The following is a 23,101-nucleotide window of genomic DNA, read 5'->3' as shown; positions in this document are numbered from 1 at the left end:
TCGTCTGGAGAACTCTTCGTCGAGCTCATGACCTGGGCACAACCATGGTCGGAACCATGGGCAGGAACGGCCAGTCAGAGTTAGAGTAACCGAACGATCGGTCGGGACAAGGGGGTCCGCCGCATCTGTGGAAAACCCCGTGCGGGAGGATCGCGCACATGACAGCACTCGACCTCAGCAGCCCCGTGGCCGTCGTCGGCACCGGCACCATGGGCCAGGGCATCGCCCAGGTCGCGTTGGTCGCCGGCCACCTCGTACGGCTGTACGACGCCGTCCCCGGACGCGCCCAGGACGCGGCCGACGCGATCGGCGCCCGCCTCGACCGGCTCGTCGAGAAGGACCGCCTCACCGCCGCCGACCGCGATGCCGCACGCGCGCGTCTGACGGCCGCGACCGAGCTCTTGGACCTCGCCGACTGCTCCCTGGTCGTCGAGGCCGTCCTGGAGCGGCTCGACGTCAAGCAGGAGCTGTTCCGCGCCCTGGAGGACGTGGTCGGCGAGGACTGTCTGCTCGCCACCAACACCTCGTCCCTGTCGGTCACCGCCATCGGCGGCGCCCTGCGCAACCCCGGCCGCCTCGTGGGCCTGCACTTCTTCAACCCGGCCCCCCTGCTGCCGCTCGTCGAGGTCGTCTCCGGGTTCGCCACCGACGTCACATCGGCCACGCGCGCGTACGAGACGGCACGCGCGTGGGGCAAGACGCCGGTCGCCTGCGCCGACACCCCCGGTTTCATCGTCAACCGCATCGCCCGGCCGTACTACGCCGAGGCCTTCGCGGTCTACGAGGCCCAGGGCGCCGACCCCGCCACCATCGACGCGGTGCTGCGCGAGTCGGGCGGCTTCAAGATGGGCGCCTTCGAGCTCACCGACCTCATCGGGCAGGACGTCAACGAGTCCGTCACCCACTCGGTCTGGCAGTCCTTCTTCCAGGACGTCCGCTTCACGCCCTCGCTCGCCCAGCGCCGACTGGTCGAGTCGGGCCGCCTGGGCCGCAAGAGCGGGCACGGCTGGTACGACCACGGCCCCGACGCCGAGGCCGCCGAGCCGCACACCGCCGAACCGGCGCAGGCGCCCGCGTACGTCGTCGCCGAGGGCGATCTGGGCCCCGCGTCCGAACTGCTCGCGCTGATCCGTGAGGCGGGCATCCAGGTCCGCGAGGACGAGGAGGACCACGGCACGCGGCTGGTCCTGCCGAGCGGCGGCCAGCTGGCGCTCGCCGACGGACAGACGTCGGTCGAGTTCCGGGACGTCGTCTACTTCGACCTCGCCCTCGACTACCGCCGCGCCACCCGCATCGCCCTGTCCGCCTCCCAGGACACCGCCCCGAAGACCCTCGCCGAGGCCATCGGCCTCTTCCAGGCGCTCGGCAAGGACGTCAGCGTCATCGGCGACGTCCCCGGCATGATCGTCGCCCGCACGGTCGCCCGGATCGTCGACCTCGCGCACGACGCGGTCGCCAAGGGCGTGGCCACGGAGGAGGACATCGACACGGCGATGCGCCTGGGCGTCAACTACCCGCTGGGCCCCTTCGAATGGAGCCGCAGGCTCGGCCGCAACTGGGCCTACGCCCTCCTCGACGACCTGCATCTGCGGGACCCCAGCGGCCGCTACGCCCCGTCCCTCGCGCTGTACCGCCACGCGTACGCCACCGACAAGAGGGAGGGCAGTACGTCATGACCACCGCCAAGCGCGACACGTACACCCCCGAGACGCTGCTGTCCGTCGCGGTGCGGGTCTTCAACGAGCGCGGCTACGACGGCACCTCCATGGAGCACCTCTCCAAGGCGGCCGGGATCTCCAAGTCCTCGATCTACCACCATGTGGCGGGCAAGGAGGAGCTGCTGCGGCGGGCCGTCAGCCGGGCGCTCGACGGGCTCTTCGGCATCCTCGACGAGGAGCACGCGCGCGTGGGGAACGCCGCCGAGCGCCTGGAGTACGTGGTCCGGCGCATGGTCGAGGTCCTCATCGCCGAACTCCCCTACGTCACCCTGCTGCTGCGCGTGCGCGGCAACACCGGCACCGAGCGCTGGGCCCTGGAGCGCCGCCGCGACTTCGACCACCGCGTCGCCGAACTGCTCAAAGCGGCGGCCGTGGAGGGCGATGTACGCGCCGACGTGGAGGTACGCCTCGCGACCCGGCTCGTCTTCGGAATGATCAACTCCATCGTGGAGTGGTACCGCCCGGACGGGCGGGGGATGAACGAGCGGGAAGTGGCGGACGCGGTGGTGCGGTTGGTGTTCGGGGGGCTGCGGCGGGGCGCCTGAGTGGCGCGGTCCGTCTGAGTACGCGCGCGTGCGGGATGAGTACGGCCGCCGATGCGCCGGCCGCCCCGCCGCTGATGAGCTGGGGCACATGATCCGGACCGCTCATCGTCACCCCACCTGGTGGAAGGCGCCGCTCGTCGCCTCCCTGCTCGGCCTGCCGTTCCTCGTCCTGGAGTACCGCTGGTTCGCGTCCCATCACGAGACCGGCGCCTTCGGGGGTGTCCTCTACTGGGCGGGCGCGCTCCTGCTGTTCGCGTGGGCCCTGCCGCACCGCCGGGCCCTGCGGGCGACACGCATGATGGCCGCCGGGGCCGGCCTCGGGTTCGCGCTGCTGCCGATGCTGTGGCTGATGCTCGCCGTCGCGGCGACGCCCTCGTCCTGACCGCCGGGCCGCGGCCTCCGGGCGCCTCAGCCCTGCGGCTCCAGGTCCTCCTCCTCGAACACCAGCAGGGTGCGCGTGCTGAGGACCTCCGGGATGGCCTGGAGGCGGGTGAGGACCAGTTCGCGCAGGGATCTGTTGTCTGGGGTGTGGACCAGGAGCAGGACGTCGAAGTCGCCGCCCACCAGGGCGATGTGGGAGGCGCCGGGGAGTTGGCGGAGCTGTTCGCTGACCGTGCGCCAGGTGTTCTGGACGATCTTCAGGGTGATGTACGCCGACGTGCCCTGGCCCGCGCGTTCGTGATCGACGCGGGCGCCGAAACCGCGGATGACGCCGTCCTCGATGAGGCGGTTGATACGCGCGTAGGCGTTGGCGCGGGAGACATGGACCCGTTCGGCGACGGACCTTATCGACGCGCGCCCGTCGACCTGGAGCATGTGCAGGATGTCCTGATCGATGGCGTCGAGGGGGCGTGGGGGCGGAAGGGGGGTGCCGCCCTCCGGGCCTTCGGCCATTTGTTCAGGTGCCATGTCCCCCCGCCTCCCTACCATGGACGTACTGCGTTCATTGCAGGCTGTGGAGAACCGTTTGTCCACAGCCTGAGGGTGCCTGTAGCCAAAATGTGCCGACGACCGAACAATCGGTAGGTGAGGCGCATCACAACCCGTGACGCGTCTGAAGCCGCTCCCACGAGGAGGTGCCGTCATGACGGTCATGGAGCAGCGGGGCGCGTACCGGCCATCACCGCCGCCCGCCTGGCAGCCCCGTACCGACCCCGCGCCGCTGCTGCCGGACGCGGAGCCGTACCGCGTGCTCGGCACGGAGGCGGCGGGCAAGGCCGACCCCGGCCTGCTGCGCCGCCTCTACGCCGAGCTGGTGCGCGGTCGTCGGTACAACGCGCAGGCGACCGCCCTCACCAAGCAGGGCCGCCTCGCCGTCTACCCCTCCAGCACCGGCCAGGAGGCCTGCGAGGTCGCCGCCGCGCTGGTCCTGGAAGACCGTGACTGGCTCTTCCCCAGCTACCGCGACACCCTCGCCGCCGTCGCCCGGGGCCTGGACCCCGTGCAGGCTCTGACGCTGCTGCGCGGCGACTGGCACACCGGCTACGACCCGCGCGAGCACCGTGTGGCGCCCCTGTGCACCCCGCTGGCCACCCAGCTCCCGCACGCCGTGGGCCTCGCACACGCCGCCCGCCTCAAGGGCGACGACGTGGTCGCGCTCGCCATGGTCGGCGACGGCGGCACCAGCGAGGGCGACTTCCACGAGGCGCTGAACTTCGCCGCCGTCTGGCAGGCGCCGGTCGTCTTCCTCGTCCAGAACAACGGCTTCGCCATCTCCGTCCCGCTCGCCAAGCAGACCGCGGCCCCGTCGCTGGCCCACAAGGCCGTCGGCTACGGCATGCCCGGCCGGCTGGTCGACGGCAACGACGCGGCGGCCGTGCACGAGGTCCTCGCCGACGCCGTACGCCGCGCGCGCGAAGGCGGCGGACCCACTCTCGTCGAGGCCATCACGTACCGCGTGGAGGCCCACACCAACGCCGACGACGCGACCCGCTACCGCGGTGACGCGGAGGTCGACGCCTGGCGCGACCACGACCCGATCAAGCTCCTGGAGCAGGAGCTGACCACGCGCGGGCTCCTCGACGACGCCGGCATACAGGCCGCCCGCGATGCCGCCGAGACCATGGCCGCCGACCTGCGCGAGCGCATGAACCAGGACCCGGCGCTCGACCCCATGGACCTGTTCGACCACGTCTACGCCGAGCAGACCCAGCAACTCCGCGAGCAGCGGGCCCAGTTGCAGGCCGAGCTTGAAGCAGAGGGGGAGACTCCATGACCACCGTCGCGGTGAAGCCCGCCACCATGGCGCAGGCCCTCACGCGCGCGATGCGCGACGCGATGGCCGCCGACCCCACCGTCCATGTCCTGGGCGAGGACGTCGGCACCCTCGGCGGTGTCTTCCGCGTCACCGACGGCCTCGCCAAGGAGTTCGGCGAGGACCGCTGCACCGACACCCCGCTCGCCGAGGCCGGCATCCTCGGCACGGCCGTCGGCATGGCGATGTACGGGCTCCGGCCGGTCGTGGAGATGCAGTTCGACGCGTTCGCCTACCCGGCGTTCGAGCAGCTCATCAGCCACGTCGCCCGGATGCGCAACCGCACGCGCGGCGCGATGCCCCTCCCGATCACCATCCGCGTCCCCTACGGCGGCGGCATCGGCGGCGTCGAGCACCACAGCGACTCCTCCGAGGCGTACTACCTGGCGACCCCGGGACTCCATGTCGTCACGCCCGCCACGGTCGCCGACGCCTACGGCCTGCTGCGTGCCTCGATCGCCTCCGACGACCCGGTCGTCTTCCTCGAACCCAAGCGCCTGTACTGGTCGAAGGACTCCTGGAACCCCGACGAGCCGCAGAGCGTTGAACCGATAGGCCGCGCGGTGGTGCGGCGCTCGGGCCGGAGCGCCACGCTCATCACGTACGGGCCGTCCGTACCCGTCTGCCTCGAAGCCGCCGAGGCGGCCCGGGCCGAGGGGTGGGACCTCGAAGTCGTCGACCTGCGCTCCCTGGTGCCGTTCGACGACGAGACGGTCTGCGCCTCGGTGCGGCGGACCGGACGCGCGGTCGTCGTACACGAGTCGGGCGGATTCGGCGGCCCGGGCGGGGAGATCGCGGCCCGTGTCACGGAGCGCTGCTTCCACCATCTGGAGGCGCCGGTACTGCGCGTGGCCGGGTTCGACATCCCCTACCCGCCGCCAATGCTGGAGCGTCACCACCTGCCCGGCGTGGACCGGATCCTGGACGCGGTGGGACGTTTGCAGTGGGAGGCCGAGAGCTGATGGCACAGGTGTTGGAGTTCAAGCTCCCCGACCTCGGGGAGGGGCTCACCGAGGCGGAGATCGTCCGCTGGCTGGTGGAGGTCGGTGACGTCGTCGCCGTCGACCAGCCGGTCGTGGAGGTCGAGACCGCCAAGGCGCTGGTCGACGTGCCCTGCCCCTACGGCGGTGTCGTCACGGCCCGCTTCGGCGAGGAGGGCACGGAACTGCCCGTCGGGGCGCCGCTGATCACGGTCGCGGTGGGGGCGCCCGCCTCCGACGCTCCCGCCGAGGACACGGGCGCGAAGACCGAGGGTTCGGGGAACGTGCTGGTGGGATACGGCACTTCGGAGGCACCGGCGCGGCGCAGAAGGGTACGGATGCCTGCGGCGCCCAAGGCGGCGAACGGGCGCCCCGCGGTTCCCGAAGCGGTGGAGGGGCCGGTCCCGGTGATCTCGCCGCTGGTGCGCAGGCTGGCCCGGGAGAACGGCCTGGATCTGCGGGAGTTGACCGGGTCAGGACCCGAGGGGCTGATCCTGAGGGCCGACGTGGAGTACGCGCTGCGGGCGGCCACGGCCCAGGGACGCCCCGCCTCCCAGCCGACGGCCACGGCGCACGCCCCCGCGTCCCTGCCGACCGGCACCCCGGAATCGACGCCCGCTGCGGAACCGACGCCCACGCCGACGACCCTCACCGCCCCCGTCGCCGGAGGCATCCGCACGCCCCTCAAGGGCATCCGCGGTGCCGTCGCCGACAAGCTGTCCCGCAGCCGGCGTGAGATCCCCGACGCCACCTGCTGGGTGGACGCCGACGCGACCGAACTCATGCGGGCGCGTGCCGCGATGAACGCCGCCGGGGGAGCGAAGATCTCCCTGCTCGCCCTGCTGGCCCGCATCTGCACGGCGGCCCTCGCCCGCTACCCCGAGCTCAACTCCACGGTCGACATGGCGGCCAGGGAGGTCGTCCAGCTCGACCAGGTGCACCTCGGCTTCGCCGCCCAGACCGAGCGCGGCCTCGTCGTGCCCGTCGTCCGGGACGCGCACGCGCGGGACGCCGAGTCGCTGGCCGCGGAGTTCGCCCGGCTGACCGAGGCCGCCCGCACCGGAGGCCTCACCCCCGGGGAACTCACCGGCGGGACCTTCACGTTGAACAACTACGGCGTCTTCGGCGTCGACGGCTCCACGCCGATCATCAACCACCCCGAGGCCGCCATGCTCGGCGTCGGCCGCATCATCCCCAAGCCATGGGTGCACGAGGGAGAGCTGGCGGTACGCCAGGTCGTCCAGCTGTCGCTCACCTTCGACCACCGCGTCTGCGACGGCGGCACGGCGGGCGGCTTCCTGCGCTACGTGGCGGACTGCGTCGAACAACCGGCGGTGCTCCTGCGCACACTGTGACCGGGGTCCCCCACGCGAACCCAAGGTGAAGGGTCACGTACGCCCATCCAGGACCCCGAGGCGCCCCACACCGACCCCGGCCCCCGAGGCGCCCCACACCCACCCCGCGTCGCTGAGCGCCCCACGCGCACCCCGGGTGCCGTGGTGCCCCCGCGCACTCTGTGATTGCGGAGCCCCGCGCGTTCCCTGTGATCGCTGCGGCCCGCATACTCGGAGGGTGACCTCGTACGAGCCCGTGGGTGCCCCCGGTGCCGATCTCGTGTACGACGTCGTCGTGCTCGCCGGAGGTGCCGCTCGGCGGCTCGGCGGCGCGGACAAGCCCGGCGTGCGCGTGGGCGGACGGGCGCTGCTGGAGCGGGTGCTGGCCGCCTGCGCCGACGCCCGCACCACCGTCGTCGTCGCCGACCCGAGGCCCACCGCTCGGCCCGTCACCTGGGCCCGCGAGGAGCCACCCGGCGGCGGTCCGCTCGCCGCGCTCGGCGCCGGACTGCACCCCACCACGGCACGGGACGTCGTCGTCCTCTCCGCCGACCTGCCGTTCCTCACGGCGGACACCGTCCGCCGCCTGCTGAGCGCCCTGCGCGCGGCCGGCACCGACGGAGCGCTGCTCACCGACGCCGACGGCCGCGACCAACCCCTCGTGGCCGCCTACCGCGCCTCCGCACTGCGCCGCGAGCTCACCACGCTCACGAAAGCGCACGACGGCCTCACCGGGCTGCCCCTGCGCCGGCTCACCGCCGGACTCCACCTCACCCGTGTCCCGGACCCCGTCGCGTCCTTCGACTGCGACACCTGGGACGACATCGCCGCCGCCAGGGCACGTATCAGGGAGCATGGACCCGTGCTGGATGAATGGATCTCCGCAGTCAAGGACGAGCTGGGCATCGATCTCGACGTCGACACCGGCGTCCTGCTCGACCTCGCCCGCGACGCCGCCCACAACGTGGCCAGGCCCGGGGCGCCGCTGACCACCTTCCTCGTGGGCTACGCCGCCGCGCAGGCCGGGGGAGGCCCCGAGGCGGTCGCCGAGGCCGCCCGCAAGGCCACTGCCCTCGCCCTCGCCTGGCCCGACGAGGACGCAGCCGACGCCAAGCGGAGCGCCCCCGACTCGGGTGACACCTCCGGCACGGACGCCGGATGACCGCCCGCTCCGCCCGGACCGGCGCCGAGACCGACGACGCCGAGGACCTGGACGTCGAGGAGGTGCTCGCCCTCGTGAACGACAGCCGCGACACGGGCCGCACCCCGGGGCCCACTCCGGGCCGCACCTCAGACCGCACCCCGGGCGAGCAAGTGCCCCCGCCCACCGGGCCGACGCGGAGCGACGCCCCCGGCAAGCCCGACGCCCACCACCGCGCCACCCCCTGGCCCGAGGCCCGCGCCATCGCCGCCCGAGCGGCCCGCGCCGCCCGCCCCGGCAGTCGGACCGCCCGCCGCACCCCCGTCTCCGTGCCCCTCGACGCCGCCCTCGGCCTCACCCTGGCCGCCCCCCTCGCCGCCCTCACCGACCTGCCCTCCTTCGACACCTCGGCGATGGACGGCTGGGCGGTCGCCGGACCGGGGCCGTGGGACGTACGGGACGAGGGCGTCCTGGCCGGGCATGCCGAGCCCCAGCGGCTCAGCGACGGCGAGGCCGTCCGGATCGCGACCGGCGCCCGTATCCCGCCGGACACCACCGCGGTCCTGCGCAGCGAGCACGGCCGTACCGACAACCAGGGCCGGCTGCACGCCCTCCACGACACCAAGCACGGCCAGGACATCCGCCCGCGCGGCCAGGAGTGCCGCGACGGCGACCAACTCCTGCCCGTGGGCACCCTCGTGACCCCGGCCGTCCTCGGGCTCGCCGCGGCCGCCGGATACGACACCCTCACCGCGGTCCCCCGCCCCCGCGTCGAAGTCCTCGTCCTGGGCGACGAGTTGCTCACCGAGGGCCGGCCGCGTGAAGGCCTCATCCGGGACGCGCTCGGCCCGATGCTGCCGCCCTGGCTGCGCGCACTCGGCGCCGAGGTCATCGCCGTACGCCGACTCGGCGACGACGCGGGCGCCCTGCACAAGGCGATCACCGGCTCCGACGCCGACCTCATCATCACCACCGGCGGCACCGCCTCCGGCCCCGTCGACCACGTCCACCCCACCTTGCAGCGGATCGGCGCCGAACTCCTCGTCAACGGCGTCAAGGTGCGCCCGGGTCATCCGATGCTGCTGGCCCGTATCAAGGAGAACCAGCACCTCGTCGGCCTGCCCGGCAACCCCCTCGCCGCCGTGTCCGGCCTGCTCACCCTCGCCGAGCCGCTGCTGCGGACGCTCGCCGCCCACCCCGCCCCGGAGGCGTACGGGCTTCCTCTGCGGGACGAGGTCCACGGCCACCCGCACGACACCCGGCTCATCCCCGTCGTCCTGCGCGGTGACAGCGCCGTCCCGCTGCACTACAACGGTCCGGCCATGCTGCGCGGTATCGCGGCGGCCGATGCCCTGGCCGTCGTACCGCCCGGTGGTGCGCGGGCGGGTCAGGAGCTGGAACTTCTCGACCTGCCCTGGGCGTCCGCCGGGATCGGGGTGTGTTTCACGTGAAACTTCCGGGCCATGACGCGATGGCCCGCCAGGCGGGCGAGCATCTCGTGACCCATCGGGTGAAGCTCCCGAAGAAGGTGGTGGAGCACCCGTTCCGACAGGTTGCCAAGCGGGTCCTCATGGCGCTGCTGGTGCTCTCGGCGACCGCGCTGCTCGTCTATTTCGACCACGACGGCTACAACGACACCTCCGACGGCTCGGTCGACTTCCTCGACGCCTGGTACTACGCGACCGTCACCCTCTCCACCACCGGCTACGGCGACATCACCCCGGTCAGCGACGCCGCCCGGCTCACCAACATCTTTGTCGTCACGCCCCTGCGCGTGCTGTTCCTGATCATCCTGGTCGGCACCACGCTCGAAGTCCTCACCGAACGCACCCGGGAGGAATGGCGGCTCAACCGCTGGAGGTCCACCTTGCGTGAGCACACCGTCGTCGTCGGATTCGGGACCAAAGGGCGGTCGGCGATCCAGACCGTCTGCGCGACGGGGCTCAAGAAAGAGCAGGTGGTCGTGGTCGACCCCAGCTCCAAGGTGATCGACGCCGCGACCGCCGAGGGCTTCGCGGGGGTCATCGGGGACGCGACGCGCAGCGATGTGCTGAAGCGGGCCGAGGTCCACAAGGCACGGAAGATCATCATCGCGACGCAGCGGGACGACACCGCGGTCCTCGTCACCCTCACCGCACGGCAGCTCAACAAGAGCGCCAAGATCGTGGCCGCGGTGCGTGAGGAGGAGAACGCGCCCCTGCTCAAGCAGTCCGGCGCGGACGCCGTCATCACCAGTGCGAGCGCGGCCGGGCGGCTGCTCGGGCTGTCCGTGCTGAGCCCCGCGGCCGGCATGGTGATGGAGGACCTCGTCCAGCAGGGCAGCGGCCTCGACATCATCGAACGGCCGGTCATAAAGGCCGAGGTGGGCATGGGCCCGCGGGAGACCTCCGACCTGGTGGTGAGTGTCGTACGAGGGCATCGGGTGCTCGGCTACGACGATCCGGCCATCGGGACGCTGGAGCTGACCGACCGGCTGATCACCATCGTGCGGGCGACGCCGGGTGCGCAGGTGGCACCCGACGTCCGGCCGCTGCCGCAGGACTGAGACACATCATTTGCGGTTGTAGAGACGCATGGTGATCGGGCCGAAGACGACCACGAACAGGCCCGCCCACCCCAGTGACCAGGCGATCTCGTCGGCCGGCCAGTCGCCCGCCATCAGCCCTCGCACGGCCGAGGACAGATGGGTGATCGGGCTGTTGTTGACGAAGGCCTGGAGCCAGCCGGGCATCGTGCGCGGGTCGACGAAGACGTTGGACAGGAAGGTCAGCGGGAAGATCACCATCATGCTGACGCCCATCACCGACTTCTCGGTGCGCAGCATCAGCCCGAACATGGTCCAGATCCACGAGAACGCGAACGAAAACGCGACCAGCAGGGCGATCCCGGCGAGCACACCGCCGACCCCGCCGTCCGCGCGGTAGCCGATGATCATGCCGACGACGAGCATCACGATCGAGGCGATCGTGTAGCGCAGGGCGTCGCCCAGCAGATAGCCGACCATCGTCGACGGCCGCCAGATGGGCAGCGACCGGAACCGGTCGAAGACGCCCTTCTCGATGTCGGTGTTCACGGACACACCCGTGTACATCGTGATCATCACGACCGACATCACCAGGATCCCCGGCAGCAGGAACTGGATGTACTCCTTCGGGGAGCCGGCCAGGGCGCCCCCGAACAGGTACGTGTACATCAGCACCATCATGATCGGGAACGCGGTCACGTCGAAGAGCTGCTCGGGGACGTGCTTGATCTTCAGGATCGCGCGCCAGCCGAAGGTGAGGGAGGCGGACAGCGCGCTGGGCCGCGGCGGCCGCTCCCCGGCGACCAGCAGCGCGGCCAGCGACTCGGCGCTGACGGGGGCGAGGTCCTTGGCTTCGGTGGTGGTCGCGGTGCTCATGCCGCCGCCTCTTCCTTCTCGTCGGGGGCCTTGTGGGTGTCGTGTCCGGTGAGGGCGAGGAACACCTCGTCCAGGCTGGGCTGGCCCAGCGAGAAGTTGTCGACGGTGATCCCGGCACGGGCCAGTTCGGCGAGCGCGCGGGAGGCCTGCTCCGCCGCGGAGTCGTTGGCCCCGGACAGCCGTGCCGTGAGCGCCACCGGGTCCGGCTCCGGCTGTACGTCCGTGTCGAGCGCGAGCCTCAGCACCCGCTCCGCCTCCGGCCGCCGCGCCGGATCACGCAGCCGCAGATGCACGGACCCGGCGCCCACGGACGCCTTCAGCTCGCCCTTGGTCCCCTCGGCGATCACCTTTCCGCGGTCGATGACGGCGATCCGCGATGCCAGCTGGTCGGCCTCGTCCAGATACTGCGTGGTCAGCAGCACGGTGGTGCCCTGGGCGACGACCGCGCGCACGATGTCCCACACCTGGTTGCGGCTGCGCGGGTCGAGCCCGGTCGTCGGCTCGTCGAGGAACAGCAGATCGGGGGTGTTCAGGATGGACGCGGCGATGTCGATCCGGCGCCGCATGCCGCCCGAGTAGTGCTTGACCTGCTTTCCGGCCGCGTCCGTCAGACCGAAGGCCTCCAGCAACTGCCCGGCCCGCACCCGCGCGGCCTTCTTGTGGTGCCCGAGGAGACGGCCGAGCAGGATCAGGTTCTCGAGGCCGGTGAGATCCTCGTCGACGGAGGCGTACTGGCCGGTGAGGCTCACCCGGCCGCGCACCTCGTCGGCCTCGCGGACGACGTCGTGGCCGAAGACATGGGCCTCGCCGCCGTCGGGGCGCAGCAGGGTGGCGAGCATCTTCACGGTGGTCGTCTTGCCGGCGCCGTTCGGACCGAGGACGCCGTAGACCGTGCCCGCCGGGACGGCGAGGTCGACTCCGTCCACGGCCCGGGTCTCGCCGAACGTCTTCACCAGTCCCGCGGTCTCGATGGCCAGGCCGGAGGTGTTCCGGCTCGGGGTGGGGCTCATGGTGGGGTGTCCTTCCGCGTGCGGGTCGCGTGCGCGTGCTTGGGCTACGCATGGGGAGACCTTTACCGTCGCGCAAACTCATCGGTGACGCACAGGAATTTCCGGGCGGCCCCGTCCAAAGGCCGATGCTGCCCCGTCCAAAGGCCGATCGGTGGGGGACCGGAGACCGAGGAGTAGCGTCGCCCCCATGCGAGCGATCACGATTCCCGAACCCGGTGGGCCCGAGGCGTTGGTCTGGAGCGAGGTCCCCGATCCGGTGCCCGGCGAGGGCGAGGTGCTGGTCGAGGTGGTGGCCAGCGCCGTCAACCGGGCCGACATCCTGCAACGGCAGGGCTTCTACGACCCCCCGCCCGGCGCCTCCCCCTACCCCGGCCTGGAGTGCTCCGGCCGGGTCGCCGCGATCGGCACCGGCGTCTCCGGCTGGACCGTCGGCGACGAGGTGTGCGCGCTGCTGGCGGGCGGCGGCTACGCCGAGAAGGTCGTCGTCCCGGCCGGTCAGCTGCTGCCCGTGCCCAAGGGGCTCGACCTGCGGGAGGCCGCCGCGCTGCCCGAGGTGACCTGCACGGTCTGGTCGAACGTCTTCATGGTCTCCCACCTGCGCCCCGGCGAGACCCTGCTCGTGCACGGCGGCTCCAGCGGCATCGGCACGATGGCGATCCAGCTCGCGAAGGCCGTCGGCGCGAAGGTCGCCGTGACGGCGGGTACCCGGGCCAAGCTCGACCGCTGTGCCGAGCTGGGCGCGGACATCCTGGTCAACTACAAGGAGCAGGACTTCGTCGAGGAGATCAAGAAGGCCACGGACGGGGCGGGCGCCGATGTCATCCTCGACAACATGGGCGCGAAGTACCTGGACCGCAACGTCAGGGCCCTCGCGGTCAACGGCCGCCTCGCGATCATCGGCATGCAGGGCGGCATCAAGGGCGAGCTGAACATCGCCATGCTCCTCTCCAAGCGGGCCGCCGTCAGCGCGACCTCGTTGCGCGCCCGCCCGCTGAGCGAGAAGACGTCGATCGTGGCGGCCGTACGCGAACATGTCTGGCCCCTCCTCGACGGCGGCCACGTCCGCCCGGTCGTCGACCGGCAGATCCCGATGAGCGACGCGGCGGCGGCCCACCGGGTGGTGGAGGAGAGCGGCCACGTGGGCAAGGTGCTGCTGGTCGCGGAGTAGACCGCGAAGAGGGCTCGTGCGGGCGTCAGCCGCGGCGCAGGCGCATGCCCAGCAGGGCGAGGGCCAGGCCCAGGCCGATCATGACCAGTCCGCTGCCGAGCGGCAGGATCCGCAGCACGGGCTCCACGGGACGCTCGGCCTGGGTGACGGCCTGTCCGGCGGGCTGCCGTACCGGTGAAGCGGGCGGCTGTGACGCCTCCGGTACGGCGGTGGCGTCGCCGTCGGCCGTGTCCCCTGCCTCCGACTCCTCCGACTCCCCCGCGCCTTCGTCCCTGACCCCCGCGTTCTCCCGGCCACCGTCCTCCACCGCCCCGGCGTCCGTCTCCCGCACCTCGTCCTCCTCCACCCGCCGTCCCGGCCGGTCCCGCCCCTCACCCGCGCGGCTCCCGGCCCGGGACGGCTCGGGGTCCGGGGCGGGCGCCTGCTGGCCGGGGCGCGGTGATGCGGCGGAGGGTGCGGGGGTGACCGTTCCCCGAGGGGAATGCGGTAGGTGGGTGGCGGCCCCGTGGGGTACGAAGGTGGCGGCCCCCTCGGGTACGAAGGTGTCGTCGGCGGGGCGGCTCCCGGGGCGCGCGGCACCGTCCGACGCGCGCACCCCCGGTGTCGGCCCGGGGCTCCTCGCCGCCACCGCCGCCATCGCGTCGTACGGCAGCAGCACCGCCCCACCCGTTCCCAGGGCGATCACCAGTCCCGTAGTGCGCACGGTGCGCAGCCATCGCGTCACAGCACCAGCGTCACATCGCCCCGCGATTCCGGCATCACGGGTACCGCCGCCGGGTCCACCCCGACGGAATCCTCCGCACCGTAAACGGTGGATCACCCTCCACCGGGGGCACCCCAGTGATGAGGTGTACGGGTGCGAGAGAATGGCGGCATGGAGATGCCGAGGAACGAACGGTCGTCCGAACAGCCGCAGATCCTGGTCGTGGGCCAGGACGGGATGGCGCTTGGCGGCACCGGGGACGAGGACTCCCGCGAGCTTCCGGTGACGGAGATGGTGGAGCAGCCCGCCAAGGTCATGCGGATCGGCAGCATGATCAAGCAGCTGCTGGAGGAGGTGCGCGCGGCTCCTCTCGACGAGGCGAGCCGGGTCCGGCTGAAGGAGATCCACCGCAGCTCCGTCAAGGAGCTGGAGGACGGTCTGGCGCCGGAGCTGGTCGAGGAGCTGGAGCGGCTCTCCCTGCCCTTCTCGGACGGGGCGACCCCGAGCGACGCCGAACTGCGGATCGCGCAGGCCCAGTTGGTCGGCTGGCTGGAGGGCCTCTTCCACGGCATCCAGACCACGCTGTTCGCCCAGCAGATGGCCGCGCGGGCCCAGTTGGAGCAGATGCGCCGGGCGCTGCCCCCGGGCGTGGGCCATGACGGCGAGGACGGGCACCCGGGCGGACGCTCCGGCGGGCCGTACCTCTAGACAGCAGGCGAGTAGACAGTCATCGAGAAGGGGGCCGGCGTCCGCGGACGCCGGCCCCCTTCACTCATGTCTCACGCCCAGGTGATCAGCCGCTTGGGCTGCTCCAGGATCGCGGCCACGTCCGCCAGCACCTTGGAGCCCAGCTCCCCGTCCACCAGACGGTGGTCGAAGCTGAGCGCCAGCGTGGTGACCTGACGCGGCTTCACCTTGCCCTTGTGGACCCACGGCTGGAGCTTGATCGCGCCGACCGCGAGGATCGCGGACTCGCCGGGGTTGAGGATGGGCGTGCCGGTGTCTACGCCGAAGACGCCGACATTGGTGATCGTGACCGTGCCGCCCTGCATCGCGGCCGGGGAGGTCTTGCCGTCCCGGGCCGTCGACACCAACTCGCCGAGTGCTTCCGCCAGTTGCGGCAGCGTCTTGGTGTGGGCGTCCTTGATGTTCGGGACGATCAGGCCGCGCGGGGTGGCCGCGGCGATGCCCAGGTTCACATAGTGCTTGAGCACGATCTCCTGGTTGGCCTCGTCCCAGGACGCGTTGACCTGCGGGTTGCGCTTGATCGCGACCAGCAGGGCCTTGGCGATCAGCAGCAGCGGGTTCACCCGGAGACCCGCGAGGTCCTTGTCCTGCTTGAGCTCCTCGACCAGCTTCATGGTCCGGGTCACGTCGACGGTCACGAACTCCGTGACATGCGGCGCGGTGAACGCCGAGCCGACCATCGCCGCCGCGGTCGCCTTGCGCACGCCCTTGACCGGGACCCGGGTCTCGCGCGTGGTGTCGTACGTCGGCACGGGCGCGGGAGCCTGGACGGGCGCCGGTGCCGCGGTCGCCGCGGGCTCCGGTGCCGGGGCCGCCGCCGCGTGGACGTCCTCACGCGTGATGATGCCGTCCGGGCCGGACGGGACGACCGTTGCCAGGTCGACGCCGAGGTCCTTGGCCAGCTTGCGCACCGGCGGCTTCGCCAGCGGGCGCTCCTGGACAGCGGCCTGAGCGGCCTGAGCGGCTTGGGGAGCCTGGGCGACCTGGGGAGCCTGGGCGGCCGCCGCGCCCCCGTGGCCGTTCAGCTCGCTCTGGATCGCCGTCGAGGCCTCCTGGACCGGGATCTGGGGGCCCTTGCGGGGGCGGCGCTTGGTCGAGGACGCGGCGACGCCGTAGCCGACGAGGACGGGCTGGCGTCCCTCGGGCTTCTTCTCGGGCTCGGCTGCCGGTGTCGGTGCCGGTGCCTCGGCGGGGGCCGCCCCGCCCGACACGTCCACCGCGATGATCGACGTGCCCACGTCGACCGTGGTGCCCTCGGGGAAGTGGAGTTCCCGGACGACACCGTCGTAGGGGATGGGCAGTTCGACGGCCGCCTTGGCGGTCTCGACCTCGCACACCACCTGGCCGTCGGTGACCGTGTCACCGGGCTGGACGTACCACTTGAGGATCTCGGCCTCGGTGAGTCCCTCGCCCACGTCGGGCATCTTGAACTCGCGTACGGACGCTTCAGTCATCGTCGTCACGACCCTCTCCTCAGTACGCCAGGGCACGGTCGACGGCGTCGAGTACCCGGTCCAGGCCCGGCAGGTACTCCTCTTCGATACGGGCCGGCGGGTACGGGGCGTGGTAGCCGCCGACCCGGAGCACCGGTGCCTCCAGGTGGTAGAAGCAGCGCTCCGTGATACGGGCGGCGATCTCCGCGCCCGAGCCGAAGAACACCGGCGCCTCGTGGACCACGACCAGACGGCGGGTCTTCTCCACCGAGGCCTGGATCGCGTCGAAGTCCAGCGGGGACACCGAGCGCAGGTCCAGGACCTCCAGGTTGCGGCCTTCCTCGGCCGCGGCGTCCGCGACCTCCAGGCAGGTCTTCACCATCGGGCCGTAGGCCACCAGCGTCAGGTCGGTGCCCTCGCGGACCACCTGGGCCTTGTGCAGCGGGCCCGGGATGGCCTCGGTGTTGACCTCGCCCTTGTCCCAGTAGCGCCGCTTGGGCTCGAAGAAGATCACCGGGTCGTCGCTCTGGATGGCCTGCTGCATCATCCAGTACGCGTCGGAGGAGTTGGAGGGGGTGACGATCTTCAGGCCCGCCACGTGCGCGAAGAGCGCCTCCGGCGACTCCGAGTGATGCTCGACCGCGCCGATACCGCCGCCGTAGGGGATGCGGATGACGACGGGGAGCTTGACCTTGCCCAGCGAGCGGGCGTGCATCTTCGCGAGCTGGGTGACGATCTGGTCGTAGGCCGGGAAGACGAAGCCGTCGAACTGGATCTCCACCACCGGGCGGTAGCCGCGCAGCGCGAGGCCGATCGCGGTGCCGACGATGCCCGACTCGGCGAGCGGGGTGTCGATGACACGGCTCTCGCCGAAGTCCTTCTGAAGGCCGTCCGTCACGCGGAAGACGCCGCCGAGCTTGCCGACGTCCTCGCCCATGACCAGGACCTTGGGGTCGGCCTCCAGGGCGCGGCGCAGCGATTCGTTGATCGCCTTGGCCAGAGCCATCTTCGTGGAAGTCTCGGTCGCCATGTCAGGCCCCCTCTCCGTCAGTGAACGACGCCTGGTAGGCGGCGAACTGGGCGCGCTCCTCGTCGACCAGCGCATGCCCGTCCGCATACGCGTGCTCGAAGATGGCGAAACGGTCCGGGTCCGGCATGGCACGGACCGCTTCGCGCACTCGTTTGCCCAACGCCTCGCTCTCCGCCTCCAGTTCCGCGAAAAATCCCTCGTCCGCGTGGTTTGAGGCCTCCAGATACCGGCGAAGGCGCAGGATCGGGTCCTTGGCCTCCCAGGCCTGACGCTCCTCGTCACCGCGATAGCGGGTCGGGTCGTCGGAGGTGGTGTGGGCGCCCATCCGGTAGGTGAACGCCTCGACCAGGGTGGGGCCCTCGCCGCTGCGGGCGCGCTCCAGCGCCCACTTCGTCACCGCGAGGCAGGCCAGCACGTCGTTGCCGTCGACCCGTACGCCCGGGAAGCCGAAGCCCTGCGCGCGCTGGTAGAGCGGGACGCGGGTCTGCTTCTCGGTGGGCTCGGAGATCGCCCACTGGTTGTTCTGGCAGAAGAACACCACCGGCGCGTTGTAGACCGCGGAGAACGTGAAGGACTCCGCCACATCGCCCTGGCTGGAGGCGCCGTCACCGAAGTACGCGATGACCGCGCTGTCGGCGCCGTCCTTGGTGATGCCCATCGCATAGCCGGTGGCGTGCAGGGTCTGGGAACCGATGACGATCGTGTAGAGCTGGAAGTTGTTGCTGTTGGGGTCCCAGCCGCCGTTGTTCACGCCGCGGAACATGCCCAGCAGGTTCTCCGGCGGGACACCGCGGCACCAGGCGACGCCGTGCTCGCGGTAGGTCGGGAAGACGTAGTCGTCCTCGCGGGTGGCGCGCCCGGAGCCGATCTGGGCGGCCTCCTGGCCGAGCAGCGAGGCCCACAGACCCAGCTCGCCCTGGCGTTGCAGGGAGGTGGCCTCGGCGTCGAAACGGCGGGTGAGCACCATGTCGCGGTACAGACCGCGGAGCTCATCGGGGGTGATACCGGCGACGTACTTGTCGTACGCGGCGTTCTTGACGCGCTTGCCCTCGGGCGTCAGCAGCTGAACCAGTTCGGGCTCGGTGCTCGGGGACTTCCTGGTCCCGGCGCTGCGTCGCGGTTTGCGCGCGGCAGTGCTCTCCACGGTCACGTGTGCTCCTCCGTCGGTCCGGCATCCGGGTTCGCCGGGTGCCAGTGCGGCTCACCTGAGGCCCTGCGGACGCACGGGGTGGGTGCGGACCGGTCGGGATCAGGCGTGACAAGGTGCCCCGGCGAGCGCCCTGCAAAAGGCACGTTACCCAGTGCTGCACATTTCTGTGAAACCCCTTCTGACCTGCGATTTTGTTTGGATTTCCAAGTAAGTGGATGCTTGGATTTCCTACTAGGTCGCGGAATTCGGGAACAGCTGCTGGTCACAGCCTTGCAGGAGGCCGGAGCAACGGCACGTTATCCCGGCGACCCAGGTCACCGGAAGACTTTCTGTGTTTGACTTGCCGCGTGCGTGAAGACGGAAAAATCACCGTATTTCTGCTCGACGACCATGAAGTGGTCCGCCGGGGTGTCCATGAGCTGCTCTCCGTCGAGGACGACATCGAGGTGGTCGGCGAGGCCGGTACGGCGGCCGACGCGCTGGTGCGGATCCCGGCCACCCGGCCCGACGTCGCCGTCCTGGACGTGCGTCTGCCGGACGGCAGCGGGGTGGAGGTCTGCCGGGAGATCCGGTCGCGCGACGAGGACATCAAGTGCCTGATGCTGACGTCGTTCGCCGACGACGAGGCGCTCTTCGACGCGATCATGGCGGGCGCCGCCGGATACGTCCTCAAGGCCATCCGGGGCAACGAGCTGCTCTCCGCCGTACGGGACGTCGCGGCCGGCAGGTCCCTGCTCGACCCGGTGGCCACCGCGCGCGTGCTGGAGCGGCTGCGGGACGGCGGCAGTGCCAAGAGCGACGACCGGCTCGCGCACCTCACCGAGCAGGAGCGCAGGATCCTCGATCTGATCGGCGAGGGCCTCACCAACCGCGCGATCGGCGAGCGGCTGCACCTCGCCGAGAAGACGATCAAGAACTATGTGTCCAGTCTGCTGTCCAAACTCGGCATGGAGCGGCGGTCGCAGGCGGCGGCGTACGTGACACGGATGCAGGTGGAGCAGGAACGGCGCTGAGGGCATTGCCGGCGTCAACGCTCTTTGAGGACCAAAGACCTCTCCCGTGAGGGGCGCTCACGTCCGACATTGGTGTCATGCCCTCCGACGAACAGCGCGCCGTCGACCTGCTCGCCCGCACCGACTACGGCCGGGTCGCCACCAGCATGCGCGCCCTGCCCTTCCTCGCCTTCGCCCGCCACCTCGTGGCCGACGGCCGGGTGCTGCTGCGGCTGCCCAGGAGCTGCGGCTACCACCGGGCGTGCATCGGGCACGTCGTCGCCTACGGAGCCGACAACCTGAGCACCGCCCGGCCCGGGGAGGGGCTGTGGTCGGTGCAGATCGTCGGGGAGTGCGCCGCGCACGAGCCGACGCCCGCCGAACGCGAACGGTTCGGCCCGGCGCCCCGCGTCGTCGACGGCGAGCCGTACGAGCCCGTCTATCTGCGCGTCGAGCCACAGTTCGGGACCGTGCACTCCACCGACGGCGCCCTGGAAAGTCACTTCGCGCACATGCCGTGACCGAAAGCGACTGTCTGTGACAACGCCCAGCTCACAGCCTCGTTCGGTGCCCTAGCATCTGGCGCGTGCCGCGCCCTTGTGTACCACCCCCCGTGTCCCACGCGCCCCCGCTGAGCGCCCTGTTGAGCCGTTACGCCGCCGGCTCCGCCGTCACCTGCGAACCCGTCGAACAAGGGCTGCTGAACCGCGGCTACCGGCTCCGCACGACCCGCGGCCGCTACTTCCTCAAGCACCACTTCGACCCCGACACCGCCGACCCCGCCGCCATCGAACGCCGGCACCGCGCCACCCAGCGCCTGGCCGACCTCGGGGTCCCCGTGGCCCCACCGCTGGCCGGCCGCGACGGCCGTACGGTCGCCGTCGTCGGCGGGCACGCCTACGCCCTGCACCCCTGGGTCGAGGGCCGCCACCGCCACGGCGGCCAGCTCACCCCGGAGCAGTGCGCACGGCTGGGCGCCCTCCTGGGGGCCGTGCACGCCGCCCTGGAGCGCGTCATGCCACCCAAGGCGCGCACGCGTCCGGCCACGAGCCCCCACCCCGTTCGGAGCGCCGACCCCAGCGACACCTTCGCCGTCATCGACGACCTGCTCACTCGCGTACACCGCCACCGCCCCGCCGACTCCTTCGACGAGCTGGCCCGCCACCGCCTCCTGGAACGGCGCGCCCTCCTTGAGCGGCACGCCCACCGCAGGCCGCCGCGCGGGGCCGCCACGGGCTGGGTGCACGGCGACTTCCACCCGTTCAACCTGCTCTACAAAGGGGACGCGCCCGCCGCGATCGTCGACTGGGACCGGCTCGGCGTGCAGCCCCGCGCGGAGGAGGTCGTACGCGCCGCCGCGATCTTCTTCGTACGGCCCGCGGGGGCGCTCGACCTGCCGAAGGTACGGGCGTACGCGCGCGCGTACCGGCGCGCGGCCGGGGCCGCGCCCTCGGAGCTGGCGGCGGCCGTGCACCGGGTGTGGTGGGAGCGGCTCAACGACTTCTGGATGCTGCGCTGGCACTACGAGCGCGGCGACACCCGCGCGGACCCCCAGTTCCCGGCGTCGTCGGCGCTGGCGGTGTGGTGGACACAGGAGTACGAGGCGGTGTGCGACGCGTTCGCGGGGTGAGCGGTCACGAGCTCGGCAAACAGCACGCGCGCGTACGGTCCGTCTCCGGTCCGTACGCGCGCGTGGAGGTCAGGTCAGAGGCCGCCGGTCGGCAGGCCCGGCCTTCAAGTGCCGTCGGGGTTGCCCGTGTCGCCGCCGCTGGTGTCCGTCGGCTCCGCCGTGTCGGTCGGCTCGGCGGTGTCCGTCGGCTCGTCCGTCGGCTCCTCGGTCGTCGGCTCGTCCGTCGGCTCCGTCGCCGTGTCCGAAGGCGTCGCCGACGGCGTGTACGACGGCGTCGACGACGGGGTCCAGGAGGAGCCGCCGTTGCCCGTGCCGTCGTCGGTCTGCTCGTCGGTGGGGTCGTCCGTCGGCTCGTCGCTCGGCGACTCGCTGGCCGTCTCGTCGTCGGTGGTCTGCGAGGTGGTCGGCGACTGCGTGGTGCCGGCCCCGCCCCCGTCTCCGCCGCCGCCGTTCAGGGCCAGCGCGACGCCCGCCGCGATGGCGATCACCGCGAACACGGCGAGGATCCACAGCTTGCCGCGGCCGCTGCCCCGGTTGCCGTGCCCCTCAAAGCCGCCGTCGTCCCCGCCGCCGTAGCTCTGGGGCAGGATCTGCTGCGGGATCTGCGTCGTACCGGAGGCGCCGGGGTCCGGGTGCCCCATGACCGTGGTGCTCGCGAAGCCCGCGGACGGAGTGTTGCGGCCGTCGTGCATCGCGACCGGGCCGGTGTTCCAGGTGCCGGTGTGGCCGCCCTGCTCGTACAGCATCTGGAGCCCGTACTGGACGAGACCGCGCATCTCCTCGGCCGTCTGGAACCGGTCGTCCGGCTCCTTGGCGAGCGAGCGCATGACCAGGCCGTCGAGCTCCGGCGGAGTCGCGTCGGAGACCTCGGAGGGCGGGGTCGGGATGTCCTGCACGTGCTGGTAGACCACCGACAGCGGAGTCTCACCCGTGAACGGGGGCCGCAGCGCGAGGAGCTCGTAGAGCAGGCAGCCCGTGGCGTACAGGTCGGAGCGGTGGTCGACGGCCTTGCCGAGGGCCTGCTCCGGCGACAGGTACTGGGGCGTGCCCATGACCATGCCGGTCTGCGTCATCGTCGACTGCGCGCCGTGCAGGGCGCGGGCGATGCCGAAGTCCATCACCTTCACCGCGCCGTTGTGCGTGATGATGACGTTGGCCGGCTTGATGTCGCGGTGCACGATGCCGTGCTGGTGCGAGTAGGCGAGCGCCTCCAGGACACCGGAGACGATGATCAGCGCCTGCTCGGGCCCGGGCGCCTCGGCGTTGATCAGCAGATCGCGGATCGTCCGTCCCTCGACGATCTCCATGACGATGTACGGAACGGCCTGGCCGTTCACATAGTCCTCGCCGGAGTCGTACACGGCGACGATCGCGTGGTGGTTGAGACCGGCCACCGACTGGGCCTCGCGCGTGAAGCGGGCCTTGGAGACGGGGTCCTCGGCGAGGTCGGCGCGGAGCAGCTTGACCGCGACGGTGCGGCCCAGCCGTACGTCCTCGGCCGCGAACACCTCGGCCATGCCGCCCCGGCCGAGTCTGCGGGTCAGCCGATAGCGGCCGTCCCCCACCAGTCCGCCGTTACCCCACAGCTCCGGCGCATCCGACATCCCGCCGCCAGTCGCCTCGGGGTCGGACGGGCCCTGAGCGCGCTGCTGCTGTGCCATCAGTCCTCGCCGTCGTTTCTGCCCGCGGTGCGCGCGGTGTTGTTACGGTCTCCGTCGGCCACGCTACAGCCTCCGCGCAAGCCTCCGGTCCGGGAAGACCCCGGGGGCCGGTCCGAGACGGACCGGTCATAAAAGCGGTAGCACGCGCTGTCGTGCAAATTCTGTGTACCGGCCGTACGCCCCCTGTAACGCTTCCGCGACGCTT

General features: G+C 71.7%; 22 protein-coding genes. 14 read left to right on the top strand and 8 right to left on the bottom strand.

What is annotated here, in order from left to right; genetic code table 11:
• Positions 1 to 158 precede the first annotated feature (158 nt).
• From OG866_RS21610 to OG866_RS21600, 3 genes are all read left to right on the top strand, one after another.
• On the top strand, positions 159 to 1,676 hold the full coding sequence (locus tag OG866_RS21610; RefSeq protein ID WP_329336995.1) for a 3-hydroxyacyl-CoA dehydrogenase: 1,518 nt from the start codon (positions 159 to 161) through the stop codon (positions 1,674 to 1,676).
• Entirely contained in the window at positions 1,673 to 2,263 is a 591-nt protein-coding gene (locus OG866_RS21605) for a TetR/AcrR family transcriptional regulator (RefSeq protein ID WP_329336994.1), read from the top strand. Before OG866_RS21610 ends, OG866_RS21605 begins: the two co-directional genes overlap by 4 nt.
• Before the next feature lie 88 nt (positions 2,264 to 2,351).
• Complete coding sequence (locus OG866_RS21600) at positions 2,352 to 2,645, top strand: hypothetical protein (protein ID WP_329336993.1); 294 nt, start codon at positions 2,352 to 2,354, stop codon at positions 2,643 to 2,645.
• A gap of 26 nt (positions 2,646 to 2,671) precedes the next feature.
• On the opposite strand, the gene OG866_RS21595 is transcribed toward OG866_RS21600, so the two are convergent.
• The gene (locus OG866_RS21595) at positions 2,672 to 3,157 is read right to left on the bottom strand and encodes an Lrp/AsnC family transcriptional regulator (RefSeq protein WP_329344228.1); all 486 of its coding nucleotides are present in this window, start codon (positions 3,155 to 3,157) and stop codon (positions 2,672 to 2,674) included.
• 190 nt (positions 3,158 to 3,347) lie between these two features.
• On the opposite strand from OG866_RS21595, the gene pdhA (OG866_RS21590) reads away from it, so the two are divergent.
• The 6 genes from pdhA (OG866_RS21590) (at position 3,348) to OG866_RS21565 (ending at position 10,517) form a co-directional block, all read left to right on the top strand.
• Positions 3,348 to 4,478 carry a pyruvate dehydrogenase (acetyl-transferring) E1 component subunit alpha gene (pdhA, locus tag OG866_RS21590; protein WP_329336992.1) on the top strand — a complete coding sequence of 377 codons (1,131 nt, stop codon included), beginning with the start codon at positions 3,348 to 3,350 and terminating at the stop codon, positions 4,476 to 4,478.
• Positions 4,475 to 5,479 (top strand): alpha-ketoacid dehydrogenase subunit beta, encoded by a 1,005-nt coding sequence (locus OG866_RS21585; RefSeq protein ID WP_329336991.1) that lies wholly within the window; start codon positions 4,475 to 4,477, stop codon positions 5,477 to 5,479. Before pdhA (OG866_RS21590) ends, OG866_RS21585 begins: the two co-directional genes overlap by 4 nt.
• Entirely contained in the window at positions 5,479 to 6,852 is a 1,374-nt protein-coding gene (locus OG866_RS21580) for a dihydrolipoamide acetyltransferase family protein (RefSeq protein ID WP_329336990.1), read from the top strand. Before OG866_RS21585 ends, OG866_RS21580 begins: the two co-directional genes overlap by 1 nt.
• A gap of 217 nt (positions 6,853 to 7,069) precedes the next feature.
• A complete protein-coding gene (locus OG866_RS21575) occupies positions 7,070 to 7,993 on the top strand; it encodes an NTP transferase domain-containing protein (RefSeq protein ID WP_329336988.1) in 924 nt (307 codons plus the stop codon).
• Positions 7,990 to 9,423 carry a molybdopterin molybdotransferase MoeA gene (locus tag OG866_RS21570; RefSeq protein ID WP_329336987.1) on the top strand — a complete coding sequence of 478 codons (1,434 nt, stop codon included), beginning with the start codon at positions 7,990 to 7,992 and terminating at the stop codon, positions 9,421 to 9,423. The genes OG866_RS21575 and OG866_RS21570 overlap by 4 nt, the downstream gene beginning before the upstream one ends.
• A complete protein-coding gene (locus OG866_RS21565) occupies positions 9,420 to 10,517 on the top strand; it encodes a potassium channel family protein (RefSeq protein WP_329336985.1) in 1,098 nt (365 codons plus the stop codon). Before OG866_RS21570 ends, OG866_RS21565 begins: the two co-directional genes overlap by 4 nt.
• 6 nt (positions 10,518 to 10,523) lie before the next feature.
• Here the strand turns inward: OG866_RS21565 and OG866_RS21560 are convergent, their stop codons facing one another.
• Both OG866_RS21560 and OG866_RS21555 read right to left on the bottom strand, forming a co-directional pair.
• Positions 10,524 to 11,372 (bottom strand): ABC transporter permease, encoded by an 849-nt coding sequence (locus OG866_RS21560; protein ID WP_329336983.1) that lies wholly within the window; start codon positions 11,370 to 11,372, stop codon positions 10,524 to 10,526.
• Positions 11,369 to 12,382 (bottom strand): ATP-binding cassette domain-containing protein, encoded by a 1,014-nt coding sequence (locus OG866_RS21555; protein WP_329336980.1) that lies wholly within the window; start codon positions 12,380 to 12,382, stop codon positions 11,369 to 11,371. Before OG866_RS21555 ends, OG866_RS21560 begins: the two co-directional genes overlap by 4 nt.
• A 187-nt stretch (positions 12,383 to 12,569) precedes the next feature.
• Here OG866_RS21555 and OG866_RS21550 point away from each other — a divergent pair, with 187 nt between their 5' ends.
• Complete coding sequence (locus OG866_RS21550) at positions 12,570 to 13,550, top strand: NAD(P)H-quinone oxidoreductase (protein WP_329336978.1); 981 nt, start codon at positions 12,570 to 12,572, stop codon at positions 13,548 to 13,550.
• 25 nt (positions 13,551 to 13,575) lie between these two features.
• Here OG866_RS21550 and OG866_RS21545 read toward each other — a convergent pair whose 3' ends face one another.
• Positions 13,576 to 14,274, bottom strand: coding sequence for a hypothetical protein (locus OG866_RS21545; RefSeq protein WP_329336976.1), 699 nt, complete (start codon positions 14,272 to 14,274; stop codon positions 13,576 to 13,578).
• 150 nt (positions 14,275 to 14,424) lie between these two features.
• Here OG866_RS21545 and OG866_RS21540 point away from each other — a divergent pair, with 150 nt between their 5' ends.
• Positions 14,425 to 14,961, top strand: coding sequence for a bacterial proteasome activator family protein (locus tag OG866_RS21540; protein WP_289920924.1), 537 nt, complete (start codon positions 14,425 to 14,427; stop codon positions 14,959 to 14,961).
• Positions 14,962 to 15,032: 71 nt separating this feature from the next.
• Here OG866_RS21540 and OG866_RS21535 read toward each other — a convergent pair whose 3' ends face one another.
• The 3 genes from OG866_RS21535 to pdhA (OG866_RS21525) are packed head-to-tail and all read right to left on the bottom strand — an operon-like array spanning position 15,033 to position 18,613.
• On the bottom strand, positions 15,033 to 16,463 hold the full coding sequence (locus tag OG866_RS21535; protein ID WP_329336972.1) for a dihydrolipoamide acetyltransferase family protein: 1,431 nt from the start codon (positions 16,461 to 16,463) through the stop codon (positions 15,033 to 15,035).
• 10 nt (positions 16,464 to 16,473) lie between these two features.
• Complete coding sequence (locus tag OG866_RS21530) at positions 16,474 to 17,463, bottom strand: alpha-ketoacid dehydrogenase subunit beta (RefSeq protein ID WP_329336971.1); 990 nt, start codon at positions 17,461 to 17,463, stop codon at positions 16,474 to 16,476.
• Between the two features lies 1 nt (position 17,464).
• Positions 17,465 to 18,613: a pyruvate dehydrogenase (acetyl-transferring) E1 component subunit alpha gene (gene pdhA / locus OG866_RS21525; RefSeq protein WP_329336968.1), complete on the bottom strand. Its 1,149-nt coding sequence runs from the start codon at positions 18,611 to 18,613 to the stop codon at positions 17,465 to 17,467.
• A 347-nt stretch (positions 18,614 to 18,960) separates the two neighbouring features.
• Here pdhA (OG866_RS21525) and OG866_RS21520 point away from each other — a divergent pair, with 347 nt between their 5' ends.
• From OG866_RS21520 to OG866_RS21510, 3 genes are all read left to right on the top strand, one after another.
• The gene (locus tag OG866_RS21520) at positions 18,961 to 19,626 is read left to right on the top strand and encodes a response regulator transcription factor (RefSeq protein WP_329336966.1); all 666 of its coding nucleotides are present in this window, start codon (positions 18,961 to 18,963) and stop codon (positions 19,624 to 19,626) included.
• Between the two features lie 77 nt (positions 19,627 to 19,703).
• Positions 19,704 to 20,126 carry a pyridoxamine 5'-phosphate oxidase family protein gene (locus OG866_RS21515; RefSeq protein WP_329336964.1) on the top strand — a complete coding sequence of 141 codons (423 nt, stop codon included), beginning with the start codon at positions 19,704 to 19,706 and terminating at the stop codon, positions 20,124 to 20,126.
• 92 nt (positions 20,127 to 20,218) lie between these two features.
• Positions 20,219 to 21,235, top strand: a complete 1,017-nt coding sequence (locus tag OG866_RS21510; RefSeq protein WP_329336963.1) for a phosphotransferase — start codon at positions 20,219 to 20,221, stop codon at positions 21,233 to 21,235.
• A gap of 104 nt (positions 21,236 to 21,339) precedes the next feature.
• On the opposite strand, the gene OG866_RS21505 is transcribed toward OG866_RS21510, so the two are convergent.
• Complete coding sequence (locus OG866_RS21505) at positions 21,340 to 22,896, bottom strand: protein kinase domain-containing protein (RefSeq protein ID WP_329336961.1); 1,557 nt, start codon at positions 22,894 to 22,896, stop codon at positions 21,340 to 21,342.
• Between the last annotated feature and the right edge of the window lie 205 nt (positions 22,897 to 23,101).

This window comes from Streptomyces sp. NBC_00663, from assembly GCF_036226885.1.
Lineage (GTDB): Bacteria > Actinomycetota > Actinomycetes > Streptomycetales > Streptomycetaceae > Streptomyces.
The sequence above is the reverse complement of the archived record's forward strand: the minus strand, read 5'-3'. Positions and strand labels throughout refer to the sequence as shown.

Excerpts from the sequence above, each read along its gene's own strand:
- OG866_RS21550 (WP_329336978.1), top strand. The coding sequence starts at position 12,570 with ATGCGAGCGATCACGATTCCCGAACCCGGTGGGCCCGAGGCGTTGGTC.
- pdhA (WP_329336992.1), top strand. The coding sequence starts at position 3,348 with ATGACGGTCATGGAGCAGCGGGGCGCGTACCGGCCATCACCGCCGCCC.
- OG866_RS21505 (WP_329336961.1), bottom strand. The coding sequence starts at position 22,896 with ATGGCACAGCAGCAGCGCGCTCAGGGCCCGTCCGACCCCGAGGCGACT.
- OG866_RS21540 (WP_289920924.1), top strand. The coding sequence starts at position 14,425 with ATGGAGATGCCGAGGAACGAACGGTCGTCCGAACAGCCGCAGATCCTG.
- OG866_RS21605 (WP_329336994.1), top strand. The coding sequence starts at position 1,673 with ATGACCACCGCCAAGCGCGACACGTACACCCCCGAGACGCTGCTGTCC.
- OG866_RS21600 (WP_329336993.1), top strand. The coding sequence starts at position 2,352 with ATGATCCGGACCGCTCATCGTCACCCCACCTGGTGGAAGGCGCCGCTC.
- OG866_RS21530 (WP_329336971.1), bottom strand. The coding sequence starts at position 17,463 with ATGGCGACCGAGACTTCCACGAAGATGGCTCTGGCCAAGGCGATCAAC.
- OG866_RS21585 (WP_329336991.1), top strand. The coding sequence starts at position 4,475 with ATGACCACCGTCGCGGTGAAGCCCGCCACCATGGCGCAGGCCCTCACG.
- OG866_RS21560 (WP_329336983.1), bottom strand. The coding sequence starts at position 11,372 with ATGAGCACCGCGACCACCACCGAAGCCAAGGACCTCGCCCCCGTCAGC.
- OG866_RS21555 (WP_329336980.1), bottom strand. The coding sequence starts at position 12,382 with ATGAGCCCCACCCCGAGCCGGAACACCTCCGGCCTGGCCATCGAGACC.
- OG866_RS21610 (WP_329336995.1), top strand. The coding sequence starts at position 159 with ATGACAGCACTCGACCTCAGCAGCCCCGTGGCCGTCGTCGGCACCGGC.
- OG866_RS21595 (WP_329344228.1), bottom strand. The coding sequence starts at position 3,157 with ATGGCCGAAGGCCCGGAGGGCGGCACCCCCCTTCCGCCCCCACGCCCC.
- OG866_RS21515 (WP_329336964.1), top strand. The coding sequence starts at position 19,704 with ATGCCCTCCGACGAACAGCGCGCCGTCGACCTGCTCGCCCGCACCGAC.
- OG866_RS21570 (WP_329336987.1), top strand. The coding sequence starts at position 7,990 with ATGACCGCCCGCTCCGCCCGGACCGGCGCCGAGACCGACGACGCCGAG.
- OG866_RS21580 (WP_329336990.1), top strand. The coding sequence starts at position 5,479 with ATGGCACAGGTGTTGGAGTTCAAGCTCCCCGACCTCGGGGAGGGGCTC.